This is a genomic window from Actinoplanes sp. L3-i22 (genome assembly GCF_019704555.1).
Taxonomy (GTDB): Bacteria; Actinomycetota; Actinomycetes; order Mycobacteriales; family Micromonosporaceae; genus Actinoplanes.
In genome coordinates, this window is the sequence record NZ_AP024745.1 from 8,923,336 (window position 1) to 8,947,302 (window position 23,967).

Genomic DNA, 23,967 nt, shown 5'->3' on the forward strand with positions numbered 1-23,967 from the left:
GTAGATGACGGCATCGCTGCTCGAACCGGCGGCCCGGGAGTGGAAGGAGGCGCTGGCCCACGTCGCGCACGACATGTACCACGTGCCCGACTACGTCGTCCTCGATGCCCGGTTGTACGGCGGCACCCCGGCCGCGTTCCACTTCGAGCGGGGTGCCCGGCGGTTGCTGATCCCGCTGATCGTCCGGGAGATCCCCGGCTCCGAGTTGCGGGACGCGCTGTCGCCGTACGGCTACCCCGGTCCGGTCAGCGATGCCGCTCCCGGTGACACCCTGTTCTGGCGTGCGGCCTGCGAGGCGCTCGCCGACACGATGCGGGCGGCCGGGATCGTCTCGGTCTTCGTCCGCCTGCACCCGCTGCTGAACGCGCCGTCGCCGGTGCTCGGCGAGGCCGGCGCGCTGGTCCGGCACGGCGAGACGGTCTCGATGGACCTGACCGTCAGCGTCGAGGAGATGTGGCAGCAGACCCGCAGCGACCACCGCAACCACATCAACCGGGCGAAACGCGCCGGCACCCAGGTCGTCTTCGACGACTGGGGCCGGCTGGCCGAGTGGGTCGAGGTCTATCACGACAACATGCGGCGCGTCGGGGCCGCGGATTACTACTTCTTCACGTACAAGCATCTGGCCGCGCTGCACGACGCGGTCGGGGACCGGATGCACCTCGCCGTCGCGCTGGAGGACGGCGAGGTGGTCGGGGGCAACACCTTCTTCGAGTACGACGGGATCGCCACCGGATACGTCTCGTCCACCCGGCGGGCCCGCGGCCGGTACGCCGACGAGCTGCTCTACGACTCGGTCCGGCGCTGGTGCAAGGACCGGGGCGCGGAGATCTTCCACCTGGGCGGGGGCAAGGGCGGGGCGAACGACTCGCTCTTCTCCTACAAGGCCGGCTTCTCGCCCAGCCGGCACCCGTTCCACACCTGGCGCATGGTGACGGACCAAACGGCGTACGCCCGATTGGTCCTTGATCGAAAGCCGGAAGCGGACCCGGCGGATCTCACCGGCGTCTTTCCCTCGTATCGATAAGGAGCGCGTGCCATGCGGATCACCTGCGTCGGCGGCGGACCCGCCGGTCTGTACTTCGCGGTGCTGGCCAAGCTGGCCGACCCGGCCCGGGACGTCACCGTGCTGGAGCGCAATCCGGCCGGCGTCACCTACGGCTGGGGTGTGGTCTTCTGGGACGACCTGCTCGACGACCTCTTCCGGTACGACCCGGTCAGCGCCGCCCGGATCTGGGACGCGGCCTATAAATGGGACGAGTACGAGGTGCACGCGGCCGGGAAACCGGTCAGCTTCCTCGGCGGCTACGGCTTCAGCCTGGGCCGCCACAAGCTCCTGGAGATCCTCGGCGACCGGGCCCGCGAGCTCGGCGTGACCATTCGGTACTCCGACGACCTGACCGATCCCGATCAGCTGCCGGCGGCCGACCTGATCGTCGCCTGCGACGGCGCCGGGTCCCGGATCCGGGACAGCGCCGCGGAGCACTTCGGCGCGCAGGTGGAGACCGGCCGCAACAAGTACATCTGGCTCGGCACCCCGCACGTGTTCCGCACGTTCACGTTCGGCTTCGAGGAGACCGAGGCCGGCTGGATCTGGTTCCACGCCTACCCGTTCGCCGCGGGCGCCAGCACGTTCATCGTGGAGTGCACCCCGGAGACCTGGTCCGGGCTGGGCTTGGACCGGATGGACTCGGCGGCCGGCAACGCCCGGCTGCAGGAGATCTTCAAGCGGCACCTGGACGGCCACCCGCTCGACGACGCCGGGCGGGGCTGGCTGAACTTCCGGCGGGTCACCGCCGAACGCTGGGACCACGGCAACGTGGTGCTGATGGGCGACGCCGCCCACACCACCCACTTCGCCATCGGCTCCGGCACCAAGCTGGCGATGCAGGACGCGATGGCGCTGGCGGACGCCGTCGCCCTGCTCCCGGCGAAGAGCGGGAACCTGTCGGCCGCCCTGGAGCAGTACGAGCACCGCCGCAAGGTGGCGCTCGCCCCGCTGCAGCGCGCGGCGCGAGCCAGCAGCGCCTGGTTCGAGCGGATGCCGGAGTACGCGGATCTGCCGGCCAAGCGGTTCTCGTACGCCCTGTCCGACCGGCGCGGTGAGTATCCGGCGTGGCGGTACCTGCTGCACATGTCGACACAGGGCGCGGTTCCGCGCACGATGTTGCGCTGGACCCTGAGCGCGCGGCGCTGGAACCGCGCGCGCCGGCGGCCGCCGCGCAGCCTGAGCGCCGCCGTCCCCTAGACGACAACTTAATCGAGGAGTACCGATGGCCGAAGGTGCCCTGCTGGAACCCGACGACACCGCGTGGGCCGAGGCACTGGACCGCACCCGGCACGACATCTACCACCTACCCGAGTACGCACGTCTCGACGCCCGGCTCTCGGGCGGCGAGGCGACCGCGTTCCGCTACGACGAGGGCGGCCACGTCCTGCTCCTCCCCCTCGTGCTGCGCCCGGTGCCGGAGACCGGGCTGATCGACGCGACCTCGCCGTACGGCTACCCCGGCCCGGTCAGCGACGTGCGGCCGGTCGACACCGGGTTCTGGGCGCGCGCCGCCCGGGCCATGGTCGAGCTGCTCGGCACGTACGGGATCGTCACCACGTTCGTCCGGCTGAACCCGCTGCTACCGGCGCCGCGGGTGTCGCTGGAGACGGTCGGCACCGTGGTCGGGCACGGCGAGACCGTCTCGATCGACCTGACGCTCAGCCCCGAGCAGCTCTGGGCGGACACCCACCGCAGTCATCGCAACCAGATCGGCAAGGCGCGGCGGGCCGGGGTGGAGGTGGTCTTCGGGGACTGGGCGCGGTACGACGCGTGGATCGACACGTACCACGCGACGATGCGCCGGGTAGGCGCGCGCGACTTCTACTTCTTCGCCCGGGAGTACTTCGGCGAGCTGCGGGACGCGCTCGGCGGGCACCTGCACCTGGCCACCGCGGTCCGCGACGGCGAGGTGCTGGGCGGCAACCTCTTCTTCGAGTACGACGGGATGATGCACACCCATCTCCAGTCGACCCGGGACGGGGTGATCTTCCACGCCGACAAGCTGCTCTACCACGAGGTGCGCTCGTGGGGGCGGGAACGCGGCAACCGGGTGTTCCACCTCGGCGGCGGGGTGGGCGGGGTGGACGACTCGCTGTTCCGGTACAAGGCGGCGTTCGGGTCGGGCCGGCAGGAGTTCCACACCTGGCGGCTGATCACCGATCCGGGGGCGTTCGAGGAGCTGGCCGGGGCGGTCACGGCGGAGACGCTGGGTGGGCGGTTCCCGCCGTACCGATGACGGGTTTGCCTCAGGTGGCCGCGGCCCGGACCGATGGTTGCGGACATGGTGCAGAGGCGAAGAGCGGCGGGTATCGCCGCCATCCTGTTCGTCGCCGTGTACCTGCTGCTGGTCCGGGTGCTCCCGTTCCCGGCGCTGGTGGCCGGCCGGATCAGTCAGTCCGCGCTGGTCGTGGCCGGGCTGACGGTGACCGTCGTCTGGGCGCGGGCCGCGCGCCGGGCGACCGGCCGGATGCGCGTCGGGCTCACCCTCTGGAGCGTCGCGGCCCTGGCCTGGGCCGGCGGCGAGGCGATCTGGGTGGTCCAGGGCTGGGCGACCGGCCTGGCGCCGGTGGTGTCGATCGCGAACGCCTGCTTCGCGGTCACCATCGTCGCCACCCCGCTGGCCTCGGTGCTGCTGGTCGGCCGGCTCTCGGCCAGCCTGCGCACGCTCTTCGACGCGCTGATGATCGGCACGTCGCTGTTCTTCGTGGTGTGGGCGCTGATCCTCGGCCCGGCGCACCGGTCCGGGGACACGAACCTGGGCACCGTGATCTACGCGCTCGCCGACGTGGTGGTGCTCAGCCTGGTGCTCCTGCTGCTGGCCGACTCCGGGCCGGCGCTGCGGACCCCGCTGGAGATCTCCGCGATCGGCATCGTGGTGATGTTCGCGGCCGACTCCACCTACGCCTACCAGACGGTCGCCGGGACCTACCGGTTCGGGGCGCTGCCGGACCTGCTGTGGCTGGTCGCGTTCGGCGTCATCGCGGTCGGCGCGCCGCACCGGTCCGAGCTGCGCGGCGTGACCCGGGTCAGCGACGGCGGGCGGCCGCGGGCGTACCTGCCGTACGTGCCGTTCCTGCTGGCCCTGGTCACCGGCGTCGCGATGCAGGCCACCCGCCAGGAGATGGACCGGGTGCTGGCGATGCTCAGCATGACGCTGACCGCGCTGGTGGTGCTCCGGCAGATGCTCATCCTCGGCGACAACCGCCGTCTCACCCGGCAGCTCTCCGCGCTCGTCGACGACCTGCGCTACCGGGCCGACCACGACGCGCTGACCGGGCTGGCGAACCGGTCCCGCTTCGAGGAGTGCGCCGAGCAGGCGCTGCTGCCGGGCGCGCCCGGGCCGGTGTCGCTGCTGCTCATCGACCTGGACGGGTTCAAGCCGGTGAACGACACGTACGGCCACCACAGCGGGGACCGGGTGCTGGCCGAGGTGGCCCGCCGGCTGACCGCGGCGGCCGGGCCCGGTGACCTGGTGGCCCGGGTCGGCGGCGACGAGTTCGCGGTGCTGACCGTGACCGACCCGGGGCCGGTCGCCGACCGGGTGCTGGCGGCGTTCCGGGCGGCGTTCGACGTGGGCGACGAGACCGCGGTGATCGGCGCCAGCATCGGGGTGACCTCGGCCCGGCCCGGCGGACACGGGGTCGGGCAACTGGTCCGCGACGCCGACGCGGCCATGTACGAGGCGAAGCGCGGCGGCCGTAACAACGTGGTGACCGCCGCCCGCGTCGCATGATCACATGATGGCCATGCGTTTACTGGAGTCGCTCGACCCGCTGCCCTACCGGAAGCGGATGCGCCACCTCGCCGCCTGGGCGCGGACCGCCCCCGACCGGGCCGAGGTCTGCGCGGAGCTGCGCGCCGGTGACGCGTACCAGCGGCACCTCGCGCTGGTCGCGGCCCAGGTGGCCGGGGACACCGCGGCCGTCGACGCGGCGACCCACGATCCGCTGCCGGCGCTGCGATCGCTCGCGCTCACCGCGGCGCTGCGGGCCGGGCGGCTCACCGGCCCGGTCACCGAGCTGGCCGCCGTCGACCGGCGCAGCCTGCGCCGGGCGCTGCGGCGCGCGCCCGCGCCGGACCTCGCGGACGCGCTGATCGGCGAGATCCGGGCCCGCTTCGGCGATCGGGAGGCGGCCGCACTTCTGCCGGCCTGCGGCGCTTCGACGGTACGGGCGTTGCTCCCCGCCCTGGCGCACGCGGCCAATCTGGTGGTCATCGCCCGGCGCCACCCCACCGTGTTCGCCGGCTACGCGACCGGACTGCTGGACGCCGCCGCCACCCTGGCGGACCGCGACCTCCAGTGGCACCGGATCGCCCGGGCGGTGCTGGTCCTCGACCCCGAACAGGCGCTCGACCTGCTGGAACGCTACGCGCCGGCGGACGGCCTGACCGATCTCGGACCGCTCGCCAAACACTCCCCGGCCCGGGTCGCCGCCCTGCTCACCGCGCCCGCCCGGGCCGGCCGGCTGCGGACGCGGACCCTGCCGCCCGGGCTGCTACGGCGGCTCGCCACGCTGCCCGACCACGAGCTGGCGCCGCTGGCCCGGCGGCTTCCCAAGATCGCGCCGCTGCTGCGGGCGCTGCCGCCGGGCCGGCGGGCGGCGATCTACCAGGCTTCGCTGGCCGACGTCGATCCGGCGCGGCACATTCCGGCGTACGAGGTCCTGGAGCTGCTGCCGGCCGCCGACCGGATCCGGGAGGTGCGGCGGATGCTCGCCCTCGACCGGGTCCGCCAGAGCGAGGAGTGGACGCTCGACCTGACCGCGTACCTGGCCTGGCCGGACGTCGTCGCATCGGAGGAGATCGCGCTGCGCTCCGGGGACGCGGGCGAGCGGGCGAAGGCGTACACCCGGCTGGCCGGGGCGGCCGGGCGATCCCGGGACCCGGCGGCCGTGGCCGCGCTGGTCACCCGGCTCACCCGGCTGCGCAACGAGCAGGATCCGGTCCGGACGGCCGCGCTGACCGGGCTGGCCGGCGTGGCCCGCCTGCTCACCGCGGCGTCGGCGGCCGAGCTGACCACCGTCACCACCGACGCGATCGAGGCGCGGGACACCTCGGCCGGCGCCACGGCCGCGCTGAGCCGGCTCGCCACCGCGACGTTGCGGCACCACGTCGACGTGGCCGACCTGCGGGACTGGGCGCTGCTCACCATCGACCTGCTGAGCTCGGCGGCGACCGTGCCGACCCTGCACCGCTTCGACCGGGTGCTGCGCCGCGGCCAGGAGACGATGGTCTTCGACCGGCTCCGCCCGTGGGTCGAGGCCAACCTGGAGCGGGGCCGGTACGCGCCGCTGTTCGCCGTCACCGACGCGCTCGGGCAGCGGGCCCACCGGCTGCCCGGGCTGCAGGAGCTGCTGGGCCGCGCGGCCGGGCCGGACACCCTGCCGTGGGTGGCCGAGGCCGCGATCACCCGCTGGCTGGCGGACCCTCGCTTCCGCGACCAGCGGGTCGGCGAGGTGCTCGCGGCGGACCCGTCCGCGGTGCGACTCGGGCCGGTCTGGGACGTGGTCGCGAACCGGCGTACCGACCTGCTCGACGACGTGCTCGGCGGCTCGCGGGCGGGCCGGTTCGCCGACCGCCGGTCGATGTGGATGCCCGGCTGGATCCGGCACCCGCAGCGGTGGCTGCCCCGGCAGCAGGCGGCCCTCCTGGCGCAGCTCGCCGCCGCGATCGCCGACTCCGGCGCCGACCGGTGGCCGCGGACCGCCTCGGTGACGGCCGCCGCGCGGCTCGGCGCGGCCGGGCGGGAGCTGGTGCTGCGCTACGTGGACTCGCCCGAGGTCCCGATCGCCGAGGCCGCGCTGGGTGCGCTGGTCTGGACCGACCGGCCGGACCTGGCGCTGCCGGTGCTGCTCGCGCACGCCGGCGACGACCGGGCCCGGGTGGCGATCTACGCCGCCGCGCGGGCCGCCACGTTCGTCCCGCCGGCCACCCTCGCTCCCCCGTTCGAGGCGCTCCTCGACCCGGCCGCCGGCGCCAAGGTGACCAGCCGGAAGGAGGCCGTGCGGATCCTGGCCCAGCACGGCCCGCCGGGCACGATGGACCGGCTGCTCGACGCGTATCTGGCGCCGGGCCAGCACCGGGACGTCCGGGCCGCGATCACCGGCGCCGCCCGGCAGCGGCTCGACGCCGAGGCGAGCTGGACGATCCTGGACCGGGCCGTCGCGGGCAGCCGCGAGGAGCGCCGGGCCGTGCTAAGCACGCTGCCGTCCGCGATCCCCGCCGCCCACCGCGCCCGGTATGCCGCCCTGATCGTCGCCGCCTGCCGTGCCGACCACCGGGAGGTCCGCGCGGTCGCGTTCGGCCAGTTGCACAGCTGGGCGGGGTGGACCGGCGACGTCACCGAGCTGGTCGTGGACCGGCTCACCGACCTGGGCGAGCGGCTGGTCAACATCGCGGCCTCGGGTCTGCTGCGCGCCGCCGGAGGCGGCGCGCTGGGCCTGGCACTCGATCGGCTGACCGCGAGGGCGGATCCGGATGCCCAGCCCGGCAATGACCTGCCGGCTCGGCGACGGGTCGAGACCCTGGCGGACGCGGCCGGCATCCACGGCAGCCGGCTGTCGCCCGGCGCCGACCGGTCCGCCCTGGTCGCCGCGCTGCGGGGCCTGGTGGCCCGGCCCGGCTACCGGACCGTCGGGCTGGCCGCACTGGTCCGGATCGGGCAGCTGGACAACCTGATGGAGATCGCCGACCAGTGCGCCGGACGCCCGGTGGTCGCGGTCCACCTCGCCGAGCGGGTCGGGGCGCGGCTCAACGGTGTTCCGGCGCTGGCCGAGCCGGCCGTCCTGCAGGAGCTGATCGAGCGGCTGATCTGGCGTGGGGACCTGGCGGCCGGGTTGTTCGCCGGGCGGCTGGTCCGGGCCGGCGCCGGGTTCGGCTGGGCGGGGCGGTGGCGGGACCTGGTGGTGGCGCTGCGGTCGCACCCCGACCCGGACGTTCGCGACGACGCGGTCACCATCTCGATGAACTGAGCTCCGGCGCCGTAACCGGATCGGTATGACCCAAGAAATATGCCGCCGGAGCGACCGGCGGAGATCAACCACAGGTCATTCATAGACTTCGATGTTTTGCTACTCGCCGTCCTCAGTCCCCCATCAGTTGAGGTGAAGAGATGCAAGACAACGACGCCTACGTACGCGAGGTGCACGACAAAGGACTGCAGTTCGACCTGCCCACGATGTCCCGGCGGCGGATGCTGACGGTGGCCGGCGGGGTCGGCGCGGCCGCGGTGATCGGCGGCGGCCTGGCCGGGGGCGGCGCGGCCGATGCCGCCGCGGCCGCCGCGTGCCTGGCCGAGGTCGAGTCGGAGACCGCCGGGCCCTACCCGGCCGACGGCTCCAACGGGCCCGACGTCCGGGTCCAGTCCGGGATCGTGCGCAGCGACATCCGGTCCAGCTTCGGCACGTCGACGACCACCGCGCCGGGTGTGCCGCTGCAGTTCTCGCTCACCGTGCAGAACCTGGCCTGCAGCCTGGTCTCCGGGGCGGCGATCTACGCCTGGCACTGCGACCGGGCCGGCCGTTACTCGCTGTACTCGTCCGGGGTGACCAACGAGAACTACCTGCGCGGCATCCAGGTGACGAACTCGTCCGGCGTGGCCACCTTCACCAGCATCTTCCCGGGCTGCTACTCGGGGCGCTGGCCGCACATCCACTTCGAGGTGTACTCGTCGCTGGCCGCGGCGACCAGCGGTGCCGGGCCGATCCGGAAGACGTCGCAGATCGCGCTGCCGCAGGCGGTGTCCCAGACGGTGTACTCCAGCGCCACCGGGTACTCCGCCAGCGTGACCAACCTGAGCCGGATCAGCCTGGCCACCGACATGGTGTTCCGGGACGACCTGGCGGCCCGCGAGATGGCCACGGTGACCGGTTCGGTGTCGGCCGGCTACGTGGCGAACCTGACCATCTCGGTCAACCTGTGAGAGTCGACCGGTGAGAGCGGGGCCCCGCCTACCGGGCAGCCGGCGGGGCCCCTTCGCCTCATCTGCGGACCATGCCGTGCGGGTCGATCACGTACTTGCGGGCCGCGCCCTGGTCGAACTCCTGATAGCCGCGCGGGGCCTCGTCGAGCGGGATCGGGGTCGCGTTGACGTTCTTCGCGATCTGCACCCGGTCGTGCAGGATCGCCATCATCAGCCCGTGGTGGTACTTCATCACCGGGCACTGGCCGGTGACGAACGAGTGCGACTTCGCCCAGCCCAGGCCGAGGCGCAGGGAGAGCGAGCCGACCTTCGCGGCCTCGTCGACACCGCCCGGGTCGCCGGTGACGTAGAGGCCCGGGATGCCGATCCCGCCGCCGGCCCGGGTCAGGTCCATCAGCGAGTTCAGCACCGACGCCGGCTGCTCGGTCTGCGAGTCCCGCCCGTGCCCGCGCGCCTCGAAGCCGACCGCGTCGACGGCGCAGTCGACCAGCGCCTGCCCGATCGCCGGGGCGTCCCGGCCGAGGATCTGCTGCACCTGCTCGGCCGGCTCGCCACGGGACACGTTGACCGTCTCGCAGCCGAAGCTGCGGGCCTGCGCGAGCCGCTCCTCGTTCAGGTCGCCGACGATCACGACGGCCGCGCCGAGCAGGAACGCCGAGCTGGCCGCGGCCAGGCCGACCGGGCCGGCGCCGGCGATGTAGACCGTCGAGCCGGTGGTCACGCCCGCGCTCACACAGCCGTGGTAGCCGGTCGGGAAGATGTCCGAGAGCATCGTCAGGTCGAGGATCTTCTCCAGCGCCTGCTCCCGGTCCGGGAAGCGGAGCAGGTTCCAGTCGGCGTACGGGACCATCACGTACTCCGCCTGGCCGCCGACCCAGCCGCCCATGTCGACGTAGCCGTACGCCGAGCCGGGCCGGTCCGGGTTCACGTTGAGGCAGACCCCGGTCCGGCGCTCCTTGCAGTTGCGGCAGCGCCCGCACGAGATGTTGAACGGCACCGAGACGATGTCACCGACCTTGGCGAACTCGACGTCCGGCCCGACGTCGACGATCTCCCCGGTGATCTCGTGCCCCAGGACCAGGCCCTCCGGGGCGGTGGTCCGGCCACGCACCATGTGCTGGTCACTGCCGCAGATGTTGGTGGTGACCGTCTTCAGGATGGCGCCGTGCGGGGTACGCCGTCCGACGTTCAGCTTGTTGACGCCGGGGCCGTCCTTCACCTCGTACGCCGGGTACTCGATGTCCTGGATCGTCACGCGACCGGGACCCTGGTAGACAACGGCTCTGTTGCCCATGGTCATCTCCCATCGTCGGGTTGACTCAAGGCCGATATTTCTCGTCTGTCCGCCGAATTTGAACCCTCGGTACTTGGCAAGGCGCGTCGAAAAACCCATTGCGCTCATTCAATGGCATCATCCGGTCGTGATCATCGATGCGCTGCATCTGACGACGCTGCCGCTGGACGGCGTCGACATGCTGCTCTCCTCCGACGGCACGACGATCCAGGTCCACGACCCGCGGACCGGCCAGCTGGTCAGCTCGTCCGCGCCGTTCACCAAGATCAACGAGATCGCCGCGGTCCCGACCGGGTGGCGCGACCCGCTGATCGCGGTCAGTGCCGACGAGAGCCTGTCCTGGCTGAACCCGCGGACCGGCGAGCCCGCGTTCCTGCCCGACAAGTCGGCCCTCGTCTTCCCGCTGGCGACCTGGGCCGGGACGCTGATCGCCGGGTCCGGGCACCCGCCGTACCCGCTGCTGCGCTGGGACGCCGGGACCGGCACCCGGCTGGAGCCGCTCGGCGTGCACCGGGACCAGGTCACCGCGATCACCGTGCTGAACCAGCTGGACCAGCCGGACGTGCCGGTGATCTGCGCCGGCGACCGGAGCGGCTCGGTGCGCCGCTGGAACCCGCGTACCGGCGCGCAGATCGGCCCGGCGCTGGACGTCGGCGACGAGGTGATCGGGGCGATCACGCCGGTGTCACTGCCGGACGGGCGGCAGCTGATCGCCGCGGCGACCGCCGACCTGTACCGGTGGGACGCGATCACCGGCGAGGCGATCGGCGCGCCGGTGGTGATCGACAGCTACGCGGTCGGGTCGTTGACCGCGGTCGAGGTCAACGGGCGTCCGCAACTGATCACCGTCGGGCACGATCAGGTCGTGCACCGCTGGGACGCGGAGACCGGCGAGCGCGTCGGCGAGGCGGCGCCCGGCCGGTGCGCCACCGTGCTGCACCACTACGGCCAGCTGACCTTGGCCATCGGTACCCTCGACGGCAAGGTCGAGCTGCGACCGCTGGGCCAGACACATCCCGACCGACGGGTCTGACATGGACCTCTGGTTGATCACCGCCGACGGCCTGACCGGGCATCCGATCGACCAGCTGCCCGATCTGCTCGCCGCCGGCCAGGGCGTGGTCTGGGTCGACATCCCGGTCTGCGACGAGGCCGCGGTCCGGGTGCTGACCGAGGTCTTCTGCTTCCACCCGCAGGCCGTGCGGGACAGCGCCGAGCGCAACCGGGTGCCGAAGGTGCACGTCTACACCGATCACGCGTTCGTCGTGCTGCACGCGCCCGAGCTGGGCGCCAACGGGCACGTGCACTACGTCGAGCTGGACCAGTTCATCGGGCCGAACTACCTGGTCACCGTGCACGGCCCGGTCAACCCGGCGGTGCCCGCGGAATCCGCGCTCCGGGAAACCCACGAGGTGCTGCGGCGGCTCAGGGCGGGCCGCTTCCGTCCGGCTTCCGGCTGGGAGCTTTCGTACGGCGTGGTCGCGGCCCTGTCCCGCCGCCTGGAGGAGTTCATCGAGCACCAGACCGAGCTCGTCTGGCAGCTGGAGCAGCGGGTGACCAGTGGCCATCTGGGCAACCCGGAGAAGTTCCTCGACGAGATGTTCCGCGCCCGCCACGGTCTGATCGCGGTCCGGGCGATGGGGGCGCTCGGGCGGGAGATCTACGGCCGGCTCGCCACCATCAACCGGACCGTGCCGCCCGAGGCCCGGCCGCTGCTCGACGACATCGTCGACCAGTTCGCCCGGGTGTACGGCGTGGCCGACAGCCAGAAGGAGTACCTGCAGGGCGTGATCGAGTTCTACCGCACCCGCAGCGACACCAAGATGACCGTGGCGGCCGAGCGACTGGCCGTGATCGCCGTGGTCACGCTGCCGATCACGGCCCTGTCGTCGGTCTTCGGGATGAACCTCATCGTGAACCAGGGCACGAGTTATCCCTGGCTGAGCGTGGTGCTGGTGTTGATGGCGGTGATGTCGGCGCTGCTGCTGGTCTGGGCCAAGCGCCGCGGCTGGTGGTGACCTATTTCGTGTCGAGCCGGCCGAGCGACCCGGCCGTCATCGTCTCGCCGCGCAGGAACGCCGTGGTCACCCGCTGGATCAGGGCGACCCGCTCCGGGCTCTCGTCGGTGGTCTCGGTGCTGAGGTAGCCGTTGATCCCGCCGAGCGAGTGCTCCGCGCCGTGCACGGTCAGTAGCGTGCGGATGCCCGGGCTGAGCGCGTACGCCTCGGTGAACCACTCCGGGCCGACCGGGCTCAGCATCGACTGGTCCTTGTCGCCGGCCACCAGCAGGGCCGGGGTGGTCAGGCGGCTGAAGTCCGGGTTCATGAACGGGAAGTGCTCGGCCGCGAACGGGGTCAGCTTCGCGCCGCCGGTGCCGGTCAGCGCGAGCAGGACACCGGCCTTGACCCGCGGGTCGGTGCGGTCCTCGTCGAGGCCCTCGACCCGGGCGCCGAGCAGCATGCTCACCGACTGGGCGCCCCACGAGTGCCCGGCGACCGCGATCCGGTCCCGGTCCAGGCGACCGGCCAGCCCGGGGACCGCCGCCTCGACGACGTCCAGGTGGTCGAGGACGCGGACCAGGTCGTCGACCCGGTGCCGCCAGATGTCCGGGTAGCGCGGGTCGCCGGGCGCGACGGTCAGCGCGCGGGAGTCGAGGTGGGTGGGCTGGATCACCGCGAAGCCGTGCTCGCTCCAGAAGTCGGTGAGCGGGGCGTAGCCGTCCATCGACTGGCTGAAGCCGTGCGAGAAGACGATGACCGGCAGGTGGTCGCCGGCCAGTGGGGCGGTGACGCGCACCTGAAGGTCGTCGCCGCGGCCGGGGGACGGCAGCGTGACCGGGCGTACCGAGATGACGCTCATGGGACTCTCCTTGATCCGGAACTGTGTTCCGCTTGGCTCGGTTGAAAGATACGGAACCTAGTTCCGTTTCGCAAGGAGAGGTCGGCCACGTGGGGTGGCGGACCGCCGGACGCGCAACGCGCGGCCGGGGCGCGGCGGACCGCCGGGCCGCGTTTTTCGGTGGCGGCGGGCGGTTCAGGTCCGTACCGCCGAGGGTTTTGGTCCTCGATGGGCTGAACCCGGCAGCGAATCGGGCGCTATTCCGGGGATTTCGCGGGTTTCACGAACCTGCGATCAACACCGCCGCCGTGCCACCTTCGCAGCCTGCGACGCGGAGGGAGACGGATGTTCGGCCGACGGCTCGAGCTGGACGCGACGGTGGTCGCGATCGCCACCGACGTGGTGACCGAGAACTACCCGGACGAGATCGGGATGCTCGCCGAGATCCGGACCCCGCCCCGGGCCTACCGGCTGCGGGCTCCGGTCGGGATGGGCGTCGAGCTGGCCGCCGTGACGCCGGTGCTGCTGTCCGCGCTGACGTTCGTGGCCGGCGCCGCCGCCACCCCGCTGATCGAAGGACTCAGCACCGCGGCCGGCGAACGGCTGGCCCGGGTGTTCCGGCCCGCGCCGGAGCCGGTGCCGGCCACCGCCGAACCGGACTGGTCCGAGATCATCGCGCTGCTCGCGGCCCTGCTGATCGAGCGGGGCATGCGACCCGACCTGGCCGGACAGGTCGCCGCGCAGGCGGTCGAGGCGATGCGCCGCCGCGACGGGCAGGCCGGATGACCCGGATGCCGTCGCCCGGGGCGGCCCGCTACGGCCTGATCGCCCTGCTGCTCGCGGCAACCGGCCTGTTCGCCGGGCAGAGCACCTATGCGGCGCTGCACGGGCGGGCCTACCTGACCGTCGTCCAACACTGCGAGACCACCACCGAGAGCTATCCGGCCTTCGTCCGGTGTATCGCTCCGGTGGAAGGGCAGAAGACGTGGTACGGCGCCGGCGGGGCCCTCGCCGTGCTGCTGCTCGGCCTGGCGCTGATGCCGCTGCTGCCGTACCGGTTGCTGCGCCGGGCCGGGCCGTTGCGCCGGGCCGAGGCCGCGATCACCGAGCGCGCCGGGCTCGCCGCGCGGCGGGCCGGCCTGCGCCGGACCCCGGTCGTGCTGGTCGGCGGCTGGCGCCTGCGGGAGCCGTTCACCGTCCGGGTGCTCTCCGGCATCCGGATCATCGTCCCGCCGGGCCTGCGCCGGCTGCCGCCCGAGCAGATCGACGCGGTGCTCGCGCACGAGATGTCGCACGTCCGGGCCGGGGACGTGACCCTGGTCTGGCTGACCCGGGGGCTGTGGTGGGCGTTGCTCCCGGCCCTGGTGCTGCCGCAGTTCCTGACGTTCGGCCGGCCGATCCTGCAAGAACCGCGGGTGCTCGTCGAGGCGCCGCTCGAGATCGCCCGGGCGATCTTCGGCCACGCCTCCTTCTGGAACAACGCGCTGCGCGCCACGGTGCTGCTGGTCGTGGCCGCGGTCGTCGCGTCGTCGGTGCTGCGCTCCCGCGAGCACGAGGCCGACCTGGCGACCGGCGCGCCCGGCCTGGTGCCCCTGCTGAGCGGGCAACCGGCCCGGCCCCGCCGATGGTGGCAGGCGGCCGGCCGGCTGACCGCGACGCACCCGTCCGCACGGCGCCGCATCGCCGCGCTGCACGACCCGGCCCGCACCACCGAGCTGCGGACCGTCGACGCCGCCGCGGTCGGACTCCTGGCCGCGATGGCGATCCCGGCGCTGAACCTGTCGGTCCCGATCCGCGCCGAGGGCTCGATCTGGATCAACGCCACCCACCTCACCGGCCTGATCACCGCCCTGATGATCGCGCCGGCCTGGGGCATCGCGCTGTGGCGGGCCGCGCTGGCCGCGGAGGTGACCGGCCGCCCGATCCGGCTGCGCCGCACCACCCTGGCGCTGGCCGCCGCCACCGCGGCCGGCCTGGTCGCGAACCTGGGAGCGCTGCCGGGCGGCGCCGGCGCCGGTTTCTACGGCAGCGCCGCCATGCTGCTCTGCACCCCGGTGACGGTCGGCGGCGCCGCGGCGCTCAGCGGCATCCTGGCCCGCACCCTGGCCCGCCGCCGCGCCGGCGCGCCCTGGCCGGCCCCGGCCTGGCGGGCGATCGTCCTGCTCAACGTCGTGCTGTTCACCGGCGCCCTGTGGCTCGGCCCGGACGCCGCCGCGATGATCACCGCCCGGGGGCTGGGCGGGCTGGCCCAGTTCGTCACGTTCAGCGGGTACTACCAGGGGTGCGCGGCCGGGGTCGCCCTGCTCGGGCTGCTGTCCGCCCGCTGGTCCTGGCATCGCCCCACCCGCCGCCGGCTGCTCGCGGCGACCGCGCTGGTGGTGGTGCCGGCGGTCGCCGCGCTGGCGGTGCGCTGGCTGGTCCTGACCACCCCGGCCGGGCCGAACGAGGTCGTCTATCGGGACTTCTGGGCGGCGCTGGCGGCCAGTTCGGTCGTGCTGGCCGTCCTGCTCGCCGTGCGCGGGCCGCGCGGCCTGGTTCCCGGGCTGGCCCTCGCCCCGGTGGCGAACCTGCTGGTCTCGGCGGCGATCTGGATCCGCTACCTGCCCATCTGGGACAACGTCTGGACGGCCGGCTGGGGCTGCCTGACCGGCTCGCTGGCGATGCTCGCGCCGGCGTTCCTGCTGGCCGCCCTGCTCTCCTCGATCACCGAACTCCGCCGCCGCCCGACCCATTAGCCCGCCGCAAAACGAAAGCCCGGCCGCCGCAAAACGAAAACCCAAGAGCCGCAAATCGAAAACCCGCGACGGTACGGCGGTGGCCACGCGCCCGCCCCGAGCCGGATGACTCCGCGGTCTGCGGCGGCTCGGCGATCGACTGCTGGCGCTTCCGGTCAGCGCTCTCCGGCCGACGCCGCGGGTTGTCCAGATCGACAAGGATGAGCGGGTGCCCCGCCGACTCCTGACGCTGCTGCTGCCGTTCGTCCTGCTCGCGCTCACCGGCTGCTTCGCCGACAGCGGCCCCCGCCTGAGCAGCGACGTCGAGCTGACCGAGCGCTGGCGGATGCCGAACCCGGTGCCCGCCGACGGCCGGTGGCACTTCACCGACGGCCCGCTGATCGGCGAGGGCCGCCGCCTGGCCTCGGTCGACCTGCGCGACGGCAAGCTGTCCTGGGCGGTGGACCTGCCCGCCGGGTACGCCATCACCGGCGCCCACCCGGTGTTCCGCGTCGGACCCGCGGTGATCCTGGCCGGCGACGACGAGGTCCGCGCCCTCGCCGCCGCGAACGGCAGCACGCTCTGGGAGCGCAAGCTGACCGCGCACGCCGAGCTCGCCCACGACGACCAGCGGCTGATCACGGCGGCCGGCGGTGAGCTGGCCGGGTTCGGCGTCGCGGACGGCAAGCCGCTCTGGACCCGCCGGCTCACCGAACGGGTCACGCTGCACGCCGGCGGGGCGTACTGCGCCTGCGTCTACCTGCTCGGCGCCCGCACGATCAGCCGGGTCTCCACGGTGGACGGCCGGACCACGTGGGAGCTGCCCCGCCCGCCGGGGGCCACCCCACTGCTGTTCCCGCTCGTCGACCGGCTCGTCGTGGTCATCCCGCCGGCCGCGCCGGCCTGTCGCGGCACGTTCCGCGGGGTCGCGATCGGGGTGGAGGTGTGGCGCCTCGACGTACCGTGGCGGGACGCCGGCCGGGCCGCCGCGCCGTGCACGTTCGATCCGGCGCGGATCGTCGACTCGGGGTTCGAGCTCGGCCTGCCCGGGGCCGGGGTGCTCGGTCCGCTCGGCGTGCTGCGGGCCGAGCCGCTCGACGCGGGCGAATATCTGCTGGGTGACGACAGCGCCGAGCTGACCTGGACGCCCGGGGTCGGCTATCGGTCCCGGCGGTACCGGGATCGCGGGGTCGCCTCGGTGCCGCCGCCGGACGACGGGAAGCCGTGGGCGACCCAGGTCGAGTCGCTGTGGTTGCTGCGGTCGGGGTCGGGGCTCGCGCTCTACAACCCCTACGAACACGACGTTCGATGGAAATATCCGAAAAATACCCCGACGCTGACCGACGTCGAGAACCGCCTGGTCTACCTGGACGGCCCCGACCTGGTCGCCATCGGCCCACCCCCACTCTGAGCCGGCTTCTTCAAAACCGCCAAACCGCCGCGCCGTCAAAACCGGCACACCGCCAAAACGACTCTAAGCCGCGTCCTGATCCCGCCGCTGCGCCGGAATGATCAGATCCCGATGGCGAGCCGGCCGCCGGCTGGCCGGCAACTGCGGCCCGGGCCGCGCCGGCCAGATCCGCTGCGGCCGATCAGCGATCTTCGGCCGGTCACGCGGCACCAGCGTCCGGTCCGGCGGGATCCAGATCGGCAGCGGCGCCCACGACGGCCCCCACCAGATGATCGTCCCGTAGCCCCGGACCAGCGGCGGCTGCAGCGCCGGCCACCGCGCCTCGATCGGGATCGCGAGCCGCCACGCCTCCATCGGGACGAGCGACGTGACCGGGTGGCCGGGCGCCCCGAGCAGGATCGGCAGCGGCGGCGCGGGCAGCGCGTGCGGCTCGGCCCCGGCCGGCAGGGCGTGCGGGTCGGCGGGTTCGAGCGTGGCCGTCGCCGGCGCGCTGGCCAGCACGATCGCGCAGGCCACGGTGATCAGCGCGGCGGCCAGGGCGACCGGCCACCAGCCGGGCCGGACCGTGTCGCCGAGGATGGTCAGCGCGATCACCGACGGGGCGATCACCTCGCCGGTCCAGTGCACCGCGGTGACCCGGCCGACGTCGCCGTGCTGGAGGGCGTTCGCATACATGATCATGCCGTTGGCGGCGAAGACCAGCAGCACGTAGGTGAGCGGCTCGCTGAAGATGGTCATCGCGGCCGAGCCGACCGTGGTCATCTGGTCGTCGGGCAGGTGCAGCGCGCGCCCGCCGAGGGCGGCGGCGCCGACCGAGAGGCCACCGATCGACGCGATCAGCCCCGGGGACCCGATCTTGGTGGCGGCGACGCCGAGGATCAGCACGACGACCAGGGCGACGACGAACCCGAGCCGGAGTTGGAGCGACGCGGCGACGACGTGCTGCTGGCCGGCCGACAGGGCCAGCCCGCCGAGCGCGCAGATCGTCACCACGATCGCCACCACGTCGCGTTTGCGCAGCTGGGACCCGAGGAACGCCCAGGCCGCGAACGCCGTGATGGCCAGCGACCCGGCCAGGACCGACTCGACCAGGTAGACCGCCAGCTCGCGCAGCGCGATCATCGACCCGAGCCAGGCCATCATGTCCAGCGCGATGCCGATCAGGTAGAGCGGATGCCCCAGGGTGGAGACCGCGCCGGTGCTGCGCCGGGCGCCGACGGCCTGCAGGATCGAGCCGGCGGCGTAGCAGAGCGAGCCGAAGACGGCGATCCCCAGCGCGAACCAGCCACCGCCGGTCATCGCGATCGACCGCCGTCACCAAGGGTGCAGGACGCTCTCACGCCCTGATGATATGGCCGGTCCTCGATTCGCGCGAGACCTGCGAAGTGACCACTTCGGCCAGCCGCGAAACATCCACTGAGCTGCACCGATGATCAACTGGCAGGGTGATCATGCGGTCGGCCAGCGCGGCCGCCTCCTCGTCGCCGCTCCACCATCCGGCCCGGTCCTGCCGCCAGTGCACCGGTGCGTAGATCCCGTTCCGGGCCAGGGTCGCCGCCAGCAGATCGCGCTCCCCCGAGGAGCCCAGCACGAGCTGCACCCGGAAGGGCGCGGAGACCACATTCCAGTCAAGACCGAGAACCACGGCATTTCCCGTACGGCCGTCCAGCGCGTCCCGCAGAGCATGCGCGTTCCGGCTGCTCGCCGCGCGGATCCCGGGCACGTCCAGCAGCGGCAGCACGGCCCGGGTGACCGTGCTGACCGGCCCGGCGCTGCCGAGCAGCGTCCCCTCGCCCTGGCGTTGCAGCGCGCGGAAACTCTCCTTCGGCACCGGCTGCCCGTCCAGCCACCCGCCCTTGAGCAGCATCGCGGCGAGCTTCTGGGCCGCGCCCGGGCTCTCCGGGCCCTCCGGGCGGGGCAGGTCGAGCCCGGCCGGCGACCACAGCAGGCCGCCGTCCGGCAACGGCAGGGTCTTGCGGAGCGATGCCACGGCGTACGTCGCCATGCTGTTCCGCGCCCACGGGCCGAGCGGATCGTGCGAGTGGTCCTCGACCACCGGAATCCCGGGGTTGGCCCGCATCCAGGCGTTCCACGGCAGCGGGTCGTCCCAGCCGAAGAGGTTCTGGGCGAGCACCACGTCCCCGGGCCGGGTCCGCAGCGTCTCCCACCGCGGCCCGCGCCCGTCCGGCAGGTGCCGGTAGAAGGTCACCGGCAGGCACCCGGCGAGCGCCTCGGCCACCCCGGTGCAGAAGTACGACGGCACGTGCAGCCGCCCCTTCGGCCGCAGCTGCCGCAGCAGCGCGAGCAGCGCCCCGCACCCGGTCGCGAACAGCTCCCGGCGGTCCGGCAGCCGGTCCGGCGCGCCGCCGGTCAGCAGGCCCGGGTCCCAGTGGAACTCGGAGCCGATCTCCCGCGGCCCGCCGTCGCCCGAGCGGGGCGCCGGGACGTGCCGGTGGGCCGGTTCAGACCGCACGGCTGAGGTCCTGGGTGGACTCGCCGACGGCCCGGCCGATGTTGAGCGTGTCCACGTGCACCGGCGGCTCGCCCCGGTTCAGCCCGGTGAACGTCCGCCACACGATCTTCAGGTCCAGCCACGGCGACCAGTTGTCGATGTACCAGCGGTCCAGCACGAACCGGGCCGGCCAGTCGATGTCGTCCCGGCCGTTGACCTGCGCCCACCCGGTGATCCCGGGCCGCACCTCGAGACGCCGCGCGTCCTCCGGCGAGTAGTTCGCGACCTGCGGCAGCACGTCCGGGCGCGGCCCGACCAGGTTCATCTGCCCGCGCAGCACGTTGAGCAGCTGGGGCAGCTCGTCCAGGCTGGTCCGGCGCAGGATCTTCCCGCACCGGGTGATCCGCGGGTCGTCCGCCAGCAGGCCGAACGGGTCGGCCATGCCGAGCTGCGCGCTCATCGCGACGCTGTTGTGGACCATCGAGCGGAACTTGAGCATCCGGAACGGCCGGCGGTTCCGCCCGGCCCGGTCCTGGACGAAGAGCACGCCCTTGCCGTCGGCGATCCGGACCCAGAGCGCGACGCCCAGGATCAGCGGGGCCAGCAGGAGCAGGGCGATCAGGGCGACGAATTGGTTGAGTAGGTTCCAGGTCGGGCGCAGGAGGTCCACGATTCCCCCGTTCAGATCGATTCCACGGTGGTTCCGGTGAGGCGGTGGCGGGTGTCCAGGACGTACCGGGCGTGCTCCACCACCAGGTCCAGGTCGAAGGCGTCGTGGTCGGCGAGCAGGACCACGGCGTCGGCGTCGGCCACCTGCTCGGCGGTCAGCGCGACCCGGGTGACCCGCTGGTCGACCCGGGTGTCCTCGACCACGTGCGGGTCCGCGGCGCGGACCTCGGCGCCCATCTCCAGCAGCAGGGCGGCAACCCTGCGGGCCGGCGACTCCCGGGCGTCCCCGCTGTTCTTCTTGTAGGCCAGTCCGAGCAGCAGCACCGTGGATCCGTTGACCGCCTTGCGGCGGTGATTCAGACCCACGACCAGCCGGCGTACGACGTAGTCCGGCATGTGGTTGTTGATGTCGTTGGCCAGTTCCACGAACCGGAAGCTCTGCCCGAGCGTCCGCTGCACCCGCCAGGACAGGTAGGACGGGTCGATCGGCAGGCAGTGCCCGCCGACCCCGGGCCCGGGCACGAACCGCATGTACCCGAACGGCTTGGACGACGCCGCGTCGATCGCCTCCCAGACGTCGATGCCGAGGTCGTGCGCGTACACCGCGAGCTCGTTGACCAGCGCGATGTTGACGTGCCGGAAGGTGTTCTCGAGCAGCTTGGCCAGCTCGGCCACCTTGGGGTCGGAGACCGGCACGGTCGTCTCCACCACCGAGTCGTAGAAGGCCCGCACCTTCGCCAGCGACGCCGGGTTGATCCCGGAGACCACCTTCGGCGTGGTGGCCAGGTGCCACTGCCGGTTGCCCGGGTCGATCCGCTCCGGGCTGTACCCGAGGTGGAAGTCCTCGCCGGCGATCAGCCCGGAGCCCTCCTCCAGCAGCGGGCCGACCAGCTCGGTGGTGGTGCCGGGATAGGTGGTCGACTCCAGCGCGACGGTCGCGCCGGGTCGCAGGTAGCGGGCCAGGGTGCGGGCCGACTCCTCGATGTAGCGCAGGTCCGGGGTGCCGTCGCGCAACGGGGTGGGCACCGCGATCACCGCGATGTCGAAGCCGGCGCAGGCCCGCGGGTCCGACGACGGCAGGAACTTCCCGCCGGCCAGGACCTGCTGGAGCTGCTCGGAGGTGATGTCGTCGACGTAGGACTCGCCGGCCGCGAGCCGCTTGATCCGCTCGTCGTCGACGTCGAAGCCGACCACGGTGTGCCCGACCTCGGCCGCCCGGACCGCGAGGGGCAGTCCGACATAGCCCTGGCCGGCGATGACTACCCGCATCGGGACGCTTCCCTTCGTACGCAAATCGGATTTTGATCGTGGTTTTCGGCCCGAAGGGGTCATGGGTGCCGGCCCAGGCGCATGGTGAACTCGGCCTGGCGCTTGCCGACCCGGCCGCCGGGGCGCGGCTGCGGCGCCGGAATCCGGCCGGGCAGCGCGGGACTCTCCGCGAGCCAGCGCAGCACCGCGATCAGGTCCTCGCGCGGCGACGACGGGTCGAGCAGCGAGAGCACCGCCCCGTCCAGCGGCGGCACCGGGGCCTGCGAGATCAGCGGATGGTTCGGCCGGTGATCCGGCTCGTCCGGGCCGAGCAGCACCTCGGCGAGCTTCTCGCCGGGCCGCAGTCCGGTGTAGACGATCTGGATGTGCCGGCCGGCACTCGCCGCGATCCGCCGGGCCACGTCGGCGATCCGCACCGGCTCGCCCATGTCCAGCACCAGCACCTCGCCGTGGCTCTCCAGCGCGCCGGCCTGCACGACCAGCCGGACCGCCTCCTGCACGGTCATGAAGTACCGGTTGACCTCGGGGTCGGTGACCGTGATCGGCCCGCCCGCCTCGACCTGCGCGGCGAACGCGGTAAGCACCGAGCCGCGGCTGCCGAGCACGTTGCCGAACCGGACGCTGGTGTACGTGCCGGGCGCGGCCGCGTCGGCGGCCGCGGTGAGCCGCTCGGTGATCCGCTTGGAGTAGCCGAGCACGCTGCACGGGTCGGCGGCCTTGTCGGTGGAGATGTTGACCAGCCGGTCGACGTTGTGCCGGATCGCGGTCTGCAGGATCTGGTACGTGCCGATGATGTTGGTCTTGAGCGCCTCGGACGGGTGCATCTCCAGCAGCGGCAGGTGCTTGAGCGCCGCGGCGTGGAACACCACGTGCGGCCGGTGCTCGGCGAACACCTCGTCGAGCCGCTGCTGGTCGCGGATGTCGGCGACGACCAGGTTGCGGTCGTCGAGCATGCCCCGGCCGTCCAGCGACAGCTGCACCGCGTGCAGGCCGGACTCGTCCCGGTCGAGCATCACCAGGCTGGCCGGGTTGAACCGGGCGACCTGCCGGCACAGCTCCGAGCCGATCGAGCCGCCGGCCCCGGTGACCAGCACCCGCCGGCCCTGCAGATAACCGGAGACCGCGGCCAGGTCGATGGTGATCTCCCGGCGGCCGAGCAGGTCGGCGTGGCTGACCGGCCGGATGTCCTCGACGCTGACCGTGCGCCCGAACAGCTCGACCACCCGCGGCACCACCTTGACGTCCACGTTCAGCGGCGCGGCCAGCTCGGTCAGCGACCGGATCAGCGAGGCGTCCGCGCTCGGGATCGCGATCACCACGGTGTCCGCCCGGAAGCGGCGCACCACCTCGGCCATCGCGTGCCGGGTGCCGGCCACCTTCACGCCCATCACCTGCCGGGCGCGCTTGGTCGGGTCGTCGTCGAGCAGGGCGACCGGCACGTACGGGCTGGACGGGCTCCGCAGCATCGCCCGGATCACCTGGGTGGCGCCCTCCCCGGCGCCCATCACCACGACCCGGCTGCCGGGCTCGGGGCTCGGCCTCAGCCGCTGGTCGTGCAGCAGCCGCACGGCGTACCGGACGCCGGCCGCGAGCACCAGCCCGATCAGGCCGGCCCCGATGATCGCCGAGCGCGGCACCAGCCGGCCGAGCAGCGTGTCCAGCACGAACACCAGCGGGGTGGTGACCGCCGCGGTCTTGGCCAGGGCCAGGATCTCCTCGAAGCAGCCGTAGGACCAGCGGCCGGTGTAGAGGCCGAACTGGATGCCGGCGGCGGTGTGCACCAGCGCGGCGACCAGGGCCAGCTCGACCAGTCCGGGTCCGTTGAGCCACTGCAGGTGCCCGTCGTGGCGCAGCAGGGTGGCGATGAGCAGGGCGGTGGCCAGGGCCAGCGCGTCGGCGCCGGCCCGGGCTGCTCGGCCGGGCAGCGCCGCGCGGAACCACGGCGTCGCCCGGCTCGGCCACTCGCCGGCAGCAGAGTCCGTGGCCGGGTGTGTTCGCATGGGATTCCCCCTCGTAGGATCCTCACTCGGCGGGAAACAGAGCCAGCCCGCGAAATCGCTTTCAGGCCGGAGACAAATCGAATATCGAGCCATTCGCGAGTTTCAGACTTCCAGTTGTCGCGGTGCTGTTGCAGTAGCAATTGTCATGGGCTACGTGAATCCCGCTCATGTTCTGGAATTTCCGCAGGACGGGCCCTCGATCACCATTTACGGACGCCATTCGGCCCGGCAATCACAGCCATTCGGCGGAGCATGTCATATTGATGGTGAAGGATCATCACATTACATATGACATCTGCGACTTACGCTTCACCCGACATTGGGGCACCGTTTCCGCAGGAGCCGTCG

18 protein-coding genes are annotated in these 23,967 nt (G+C 72.9%); 11 read left to right on the forward strand and 7 right to left on the reverse strand.

Annotation, left to right across the window (positions count from 1 at the left end):
- The first annotated feature begins 4 nt into the window (after positions 1–4).
- The 6 genes from L3i22_RS40035 to L3i22_RS40060 all read left to right on the forward strand — a co-directional run bounded on the left by L3i22_RS40035 (position 5) and on the right by L3i22_RS40060 (position 8,972).
- Positions 5–1,027, forward strand: coding sequence for a GNAT family N-acetyltransferase (locus L3i22_RS40035; protein ID WP_221322668.1), 1,023 nt, complete (start codon positions 5–7; stop codon positions 1,025–1,027).
- Positions 1,028–1,039: 12 nt separating this feature from the next.
- Positions 1,040–2,248: an FAD-dependent monooxygenase gene (locus L3i22_RS40040; RefSeq protein ID WP_221322669.1), complete on the forward strand. Its 1,209-nt coding sequence runs from the start codon at positions 1,040–1,042 to the stop codon at positions 2,246–2,248.
- Between the two features lie 25 nt (positions 2,249–2,273).
- A complete protein-coding gene (locus L3i22_RS40045) occupies positions 2,274–3,287 on the forward strand; it encodes a GNAT family N-acetyltransferase (protein ID WP_221322670.1) in 1,014 nt (337 codons plus the stop codon).
- A gap of 45 nt (positions 3,288–3,332) precedes the next feature.
- The gene (locus L3i22_RS40050; RefSeq protein ID WP_221322671.1) at positions 3,333–4,784 is read left to right on the forward strand and encodes a GGDEF domain-containing protein; all 1,452 of its coding nucleotides are present in this window, start codon (positions 3,333–3,335) and stop codon (positions 4,782–4,784) included.
- A 7-nt stretch (positions 4,785–4,791) separates the two neighbouring features.
- Complete coding sequence (locus L3i22_RS40055; RefSeq protein ID WP_255657527.1) at positions 4,792–8,022, forward strand: hypothetical protein; 3,231 nt, start codon at positions 4,792–4,794, stop codon at positions 8,020–8,022.
- Between the two features lie 140 nt (positions 8,023–8,162).
- Positions 8,163–8,972 (forward strand): intradiol ring-cleavage dioxygenase, encoded by an 810-nt coding sequence (locus tag L3i22_RS40060; protein WP_221322673.1) that lies wholly within the window; start codon positions 8,163–8,165, stop codon positions 8,970–8,972.
- A 58-nt stretch (positions 8,973–9,030) separates the two neighbouring features.
- On the opposite strand, the gene fdhA is transcribed toward L3i22_RS40060, so the two are convergent.
- A complete protein-coding gene (fdhA, locus tag L3i22_RS40065) occupies positions 9,031–10,227 on the reverse strand; it encodes a formaldehyde dehydrogenase, glutathione-independent (protein ID WP_370644284.1) in 1,197 nt (398 codons plus the stop codon).
- Positions 10,228–10,393: 166 nt separating this feature from the next.
- On the opposite strand from fdhA, the gene L3i22_RS40070 reads away from it, so the two are divergent.
- Both L3i22_RS40070 and L3i22_RS40075 read left to right on the forward strand, forming a co-directional pair.
- Positions 10,394–11,299, forward strand: a complete 906-nt coding sequence (locus tag L3i22_RS40070; protein WP_221322675.1) for a WD40 repeat domain-containing protein — start codon at positions 10,394–10,396, stop codon at positions 11,297–11,299.
- Between the two features lies 1 nt (position 11,300).
- On the forward strand, positions 11,301–12,284 hold the full coding sequence (locus L3i22_RS40075) for a magnesium transporter CorA family protein (protein ID WP_221322676.1): 984 nt from the start codon (positions 11,301–11,303) through the stop codon (positions 12,282–12,284).
- Between the two features lies 1 nt (position 12,285).
- Here L3i22_RS40075 and L3i22_RS40080 read toward each other — a convergent pair whose 3' ends face one another.
- Complete coding sequence (locus tag L3i22_RS40080; protein WP_221322677.1) at positions 12,286–13,125, reverse strand: chlorophyllase; 840 nt, start codon at positions 13,123–13,125, stop codon at positions 12,286–12,288.
- A gap of 324 nt (positions 13,126–13,449) precedes the next feature.
- Here L3i22_RS40080 and L3i22_RS40085 point away from each other — a divergent pair, with 324 nt between their 5' ends.
- The 3 genes from L3i22_RS40085 (at position 13,450) to L3i22_RS40095 (ending at position 17,229) form a co-directional block, all read left to right on the forward strand.
- On the forward strand, positions 13,450–13,890 hold the full coding sequence (locus L3i22_RS40085) for a hypothetical protein (protein ID WP_221322678.1): 441 nt from the start codon (positions 13,450–13,452) through the stop codon (positions 13,888–13,890).
- Positions 13,887–15,839 (forward strand): M48 family metalloprotease, encoded by a 1,953-nt coding sequence (locus tag L3i22_RS40090; protein ID WP_221322679.1) that lies wholly within the window; start codon positions 13,887–13,889, stop codon positions 15,837–15,839. The genes L3i22_RS40085 and L3i22_RS40090 overlap by 4 nt, the downstream gene beginning before the upstream one ends.
- Positions 15,840–16,047: 208 nt before the next feature.
- Complete coding sequence (locus L3i22_RS40095) at positions 16,048–17,229, forward strand: PQQ-binding-like beta-propeller repeat protein (RefSeq protein ID WP_221322680.1); 1,182 nt, start codon at positions 16,048–16,050, stop codon at positions 17,227–17,229.
- Between the two features lie 63 nt (positions 17,230–17,292).
- On the opposite strand, the gene L3i22_RS40100 is transcribed toward L3i22_RS40095, so the two are convergent.
- The 5 genes from L3i22_RS40100 to L3i22_RS40120 are packed head-to-tail and all read right to left on the reverse strand — an operon-like array spanning position 17,293 to position 23,619.
- Entirely contained in the window at positions 17,293–18,528 is a 1,236-nt protein-coding gene (locus L3i22_RS40100; protein ID WP_221322681.1) for a hypothetical protein, read from the reverse strand.
- Between the two features lie 37 nt (positions 18,529–18,565).
- A complete protein-coding gene (locus tag L3i22_RS40105) occupies positions 18,566–19,702 on the reverse strand; it encodes a hypothetical protein (RefSeq protein WP_255657529.1) in 1,137 nt (378 codons plus the stop codon).
- A complete protein-coding gene (locus L3i22_RS40110; protein WP_221322682.1) occupies positions 19,692–20,351 on the reverse strand; it encodes a sugar transferase in 660 nt (219 codons plus the stop codon). The genes L3i22_RS40105 and L3i22_RS40110 overlap by 11 nt, the downstream gene beginning before the upstream one ends.
- Positions 20,352–20,362: 11 nt before the next feature.
- Positions 20,363–21,619, reverse strand: a complete 1,257-nt coding sequence (locus tag L3i22_RS40115; protein WP_221322683.1) for a nucleotide sugar dehydrogenase — start codon at positions 21,617–21,619, stop codon at positions 20,363–20,365.
- Positions 21,620–21,678: 59 nt separating this feature from the next.
- On the reverse strand, positions 21,679–23,619 hold the full coding sequence (locus tag L3i22_RS40120; protein WP_221322684.1) for a nucleoside-diphosphate sugar epimerase/dehydratase: 1,941 nt from the start codon (positions 23,617–23,619) through the stop codon (positions 21,679–21,681).
- Positions 23,620–23,967: the final 348 nt, after the last annotated feature.

Excerpts from the sequence above, each read along its gene's own strand:
- L3i22_RS40045 (WP_221322670.1), top strand. The coding sequence starts at position 2,274 with ATGGCCGAAGGTGCCCTGCTGGAACCCGACGACACCGCGTGGGCCGAG.
- L3i22_RS40055 (WP_255657527.1), top strand. The coding sequence starts at position 4,792 with ATGGCCATGCGTTTACTGGAGTCGCTCGACCCGCTGCCCTACCGGAAG.
- L3i22_RS40035 (WP_221322668.1), top strand. The coding sequence starts at position 5 with ATGACGGCATCGCTGCTCGAACCGGCGGCCCGGGAGTGGAAGGAGGCG.
- L3i22_RS40050 (WP_221322671.1), top strand. The coding sequence starts at position 3,333 with ATGGTGCAGAGGCGAAGAGCGGCGGGTATCGCCGCCATCCTGTTCGTC.
- L3i22_RS40075 (WP_221322676.1), top strand. The coding sequence starts at position 11,301 with ATGGACCTCTGGTTGATCACCGCCGACGGCCTGACCGGGCATCCGATC.
- L3i22_RS40090 (WP_221322679.1), top strand. The coding sequence starts at position 13,887 with ATGACCCGGATGCCGTCGCCCGGGGCGGCCCGCTACGGCCTGATCGCC.
- L3i22_RS40100 (WP_221322681.1), bottom strand. The coding sequence starts at position 18,528 with ATGACCGGCGGTGGCTGGTTCGCGCTGGGGATCGCCGTCTTCGGCTCG.
- L3i22_RS40085 (WP_221322678.1), top strand. The coding sequence starts at position 13,450 with ATGTTCGGCCGACGGCTCGAGCTGGACGCGACGGTGGTCGCGATCGCC.
- L3i22_RS40080 (WP_221322677.1), bottom strand. The coding sequence starts at position 13,125 with ATGAGCGTCATCTCGGTACGCCCGGTCACGCTGCCGTCCCCCGGCCGC.
- L3i22_RS40115 (WP_221322683.1), bottom strand. The coding sequence starts at position 21,619 with ATGCGGGTAGTCATCGCCGGCCAGGGCTATGTCGGACTGCCCCTCGCG.
- L3i22_RS40120 (WP_221322684.1), bottom strand. The coding sequence starts at position 23,619 with ATGCGAACACACCCGGCCACGGACTCTGCTGCCGGCGAGTGGCCGAGC.
- L3i22_RS40040 (WP_221322669.1), top strand. The coding sequence starts at position 1,040 with ATGCGGATCACCTGCGTCGGCGGCGGACCCGCCGGTCTGTACTTCGCG.
- L3i22_RS40060 (WP_221322673.1), top strand. The coding sequence starts at position 8,163 with ATGCAAGACAACGACGCCTACGTACGCGAGGTGCACGACAAAGGACTG.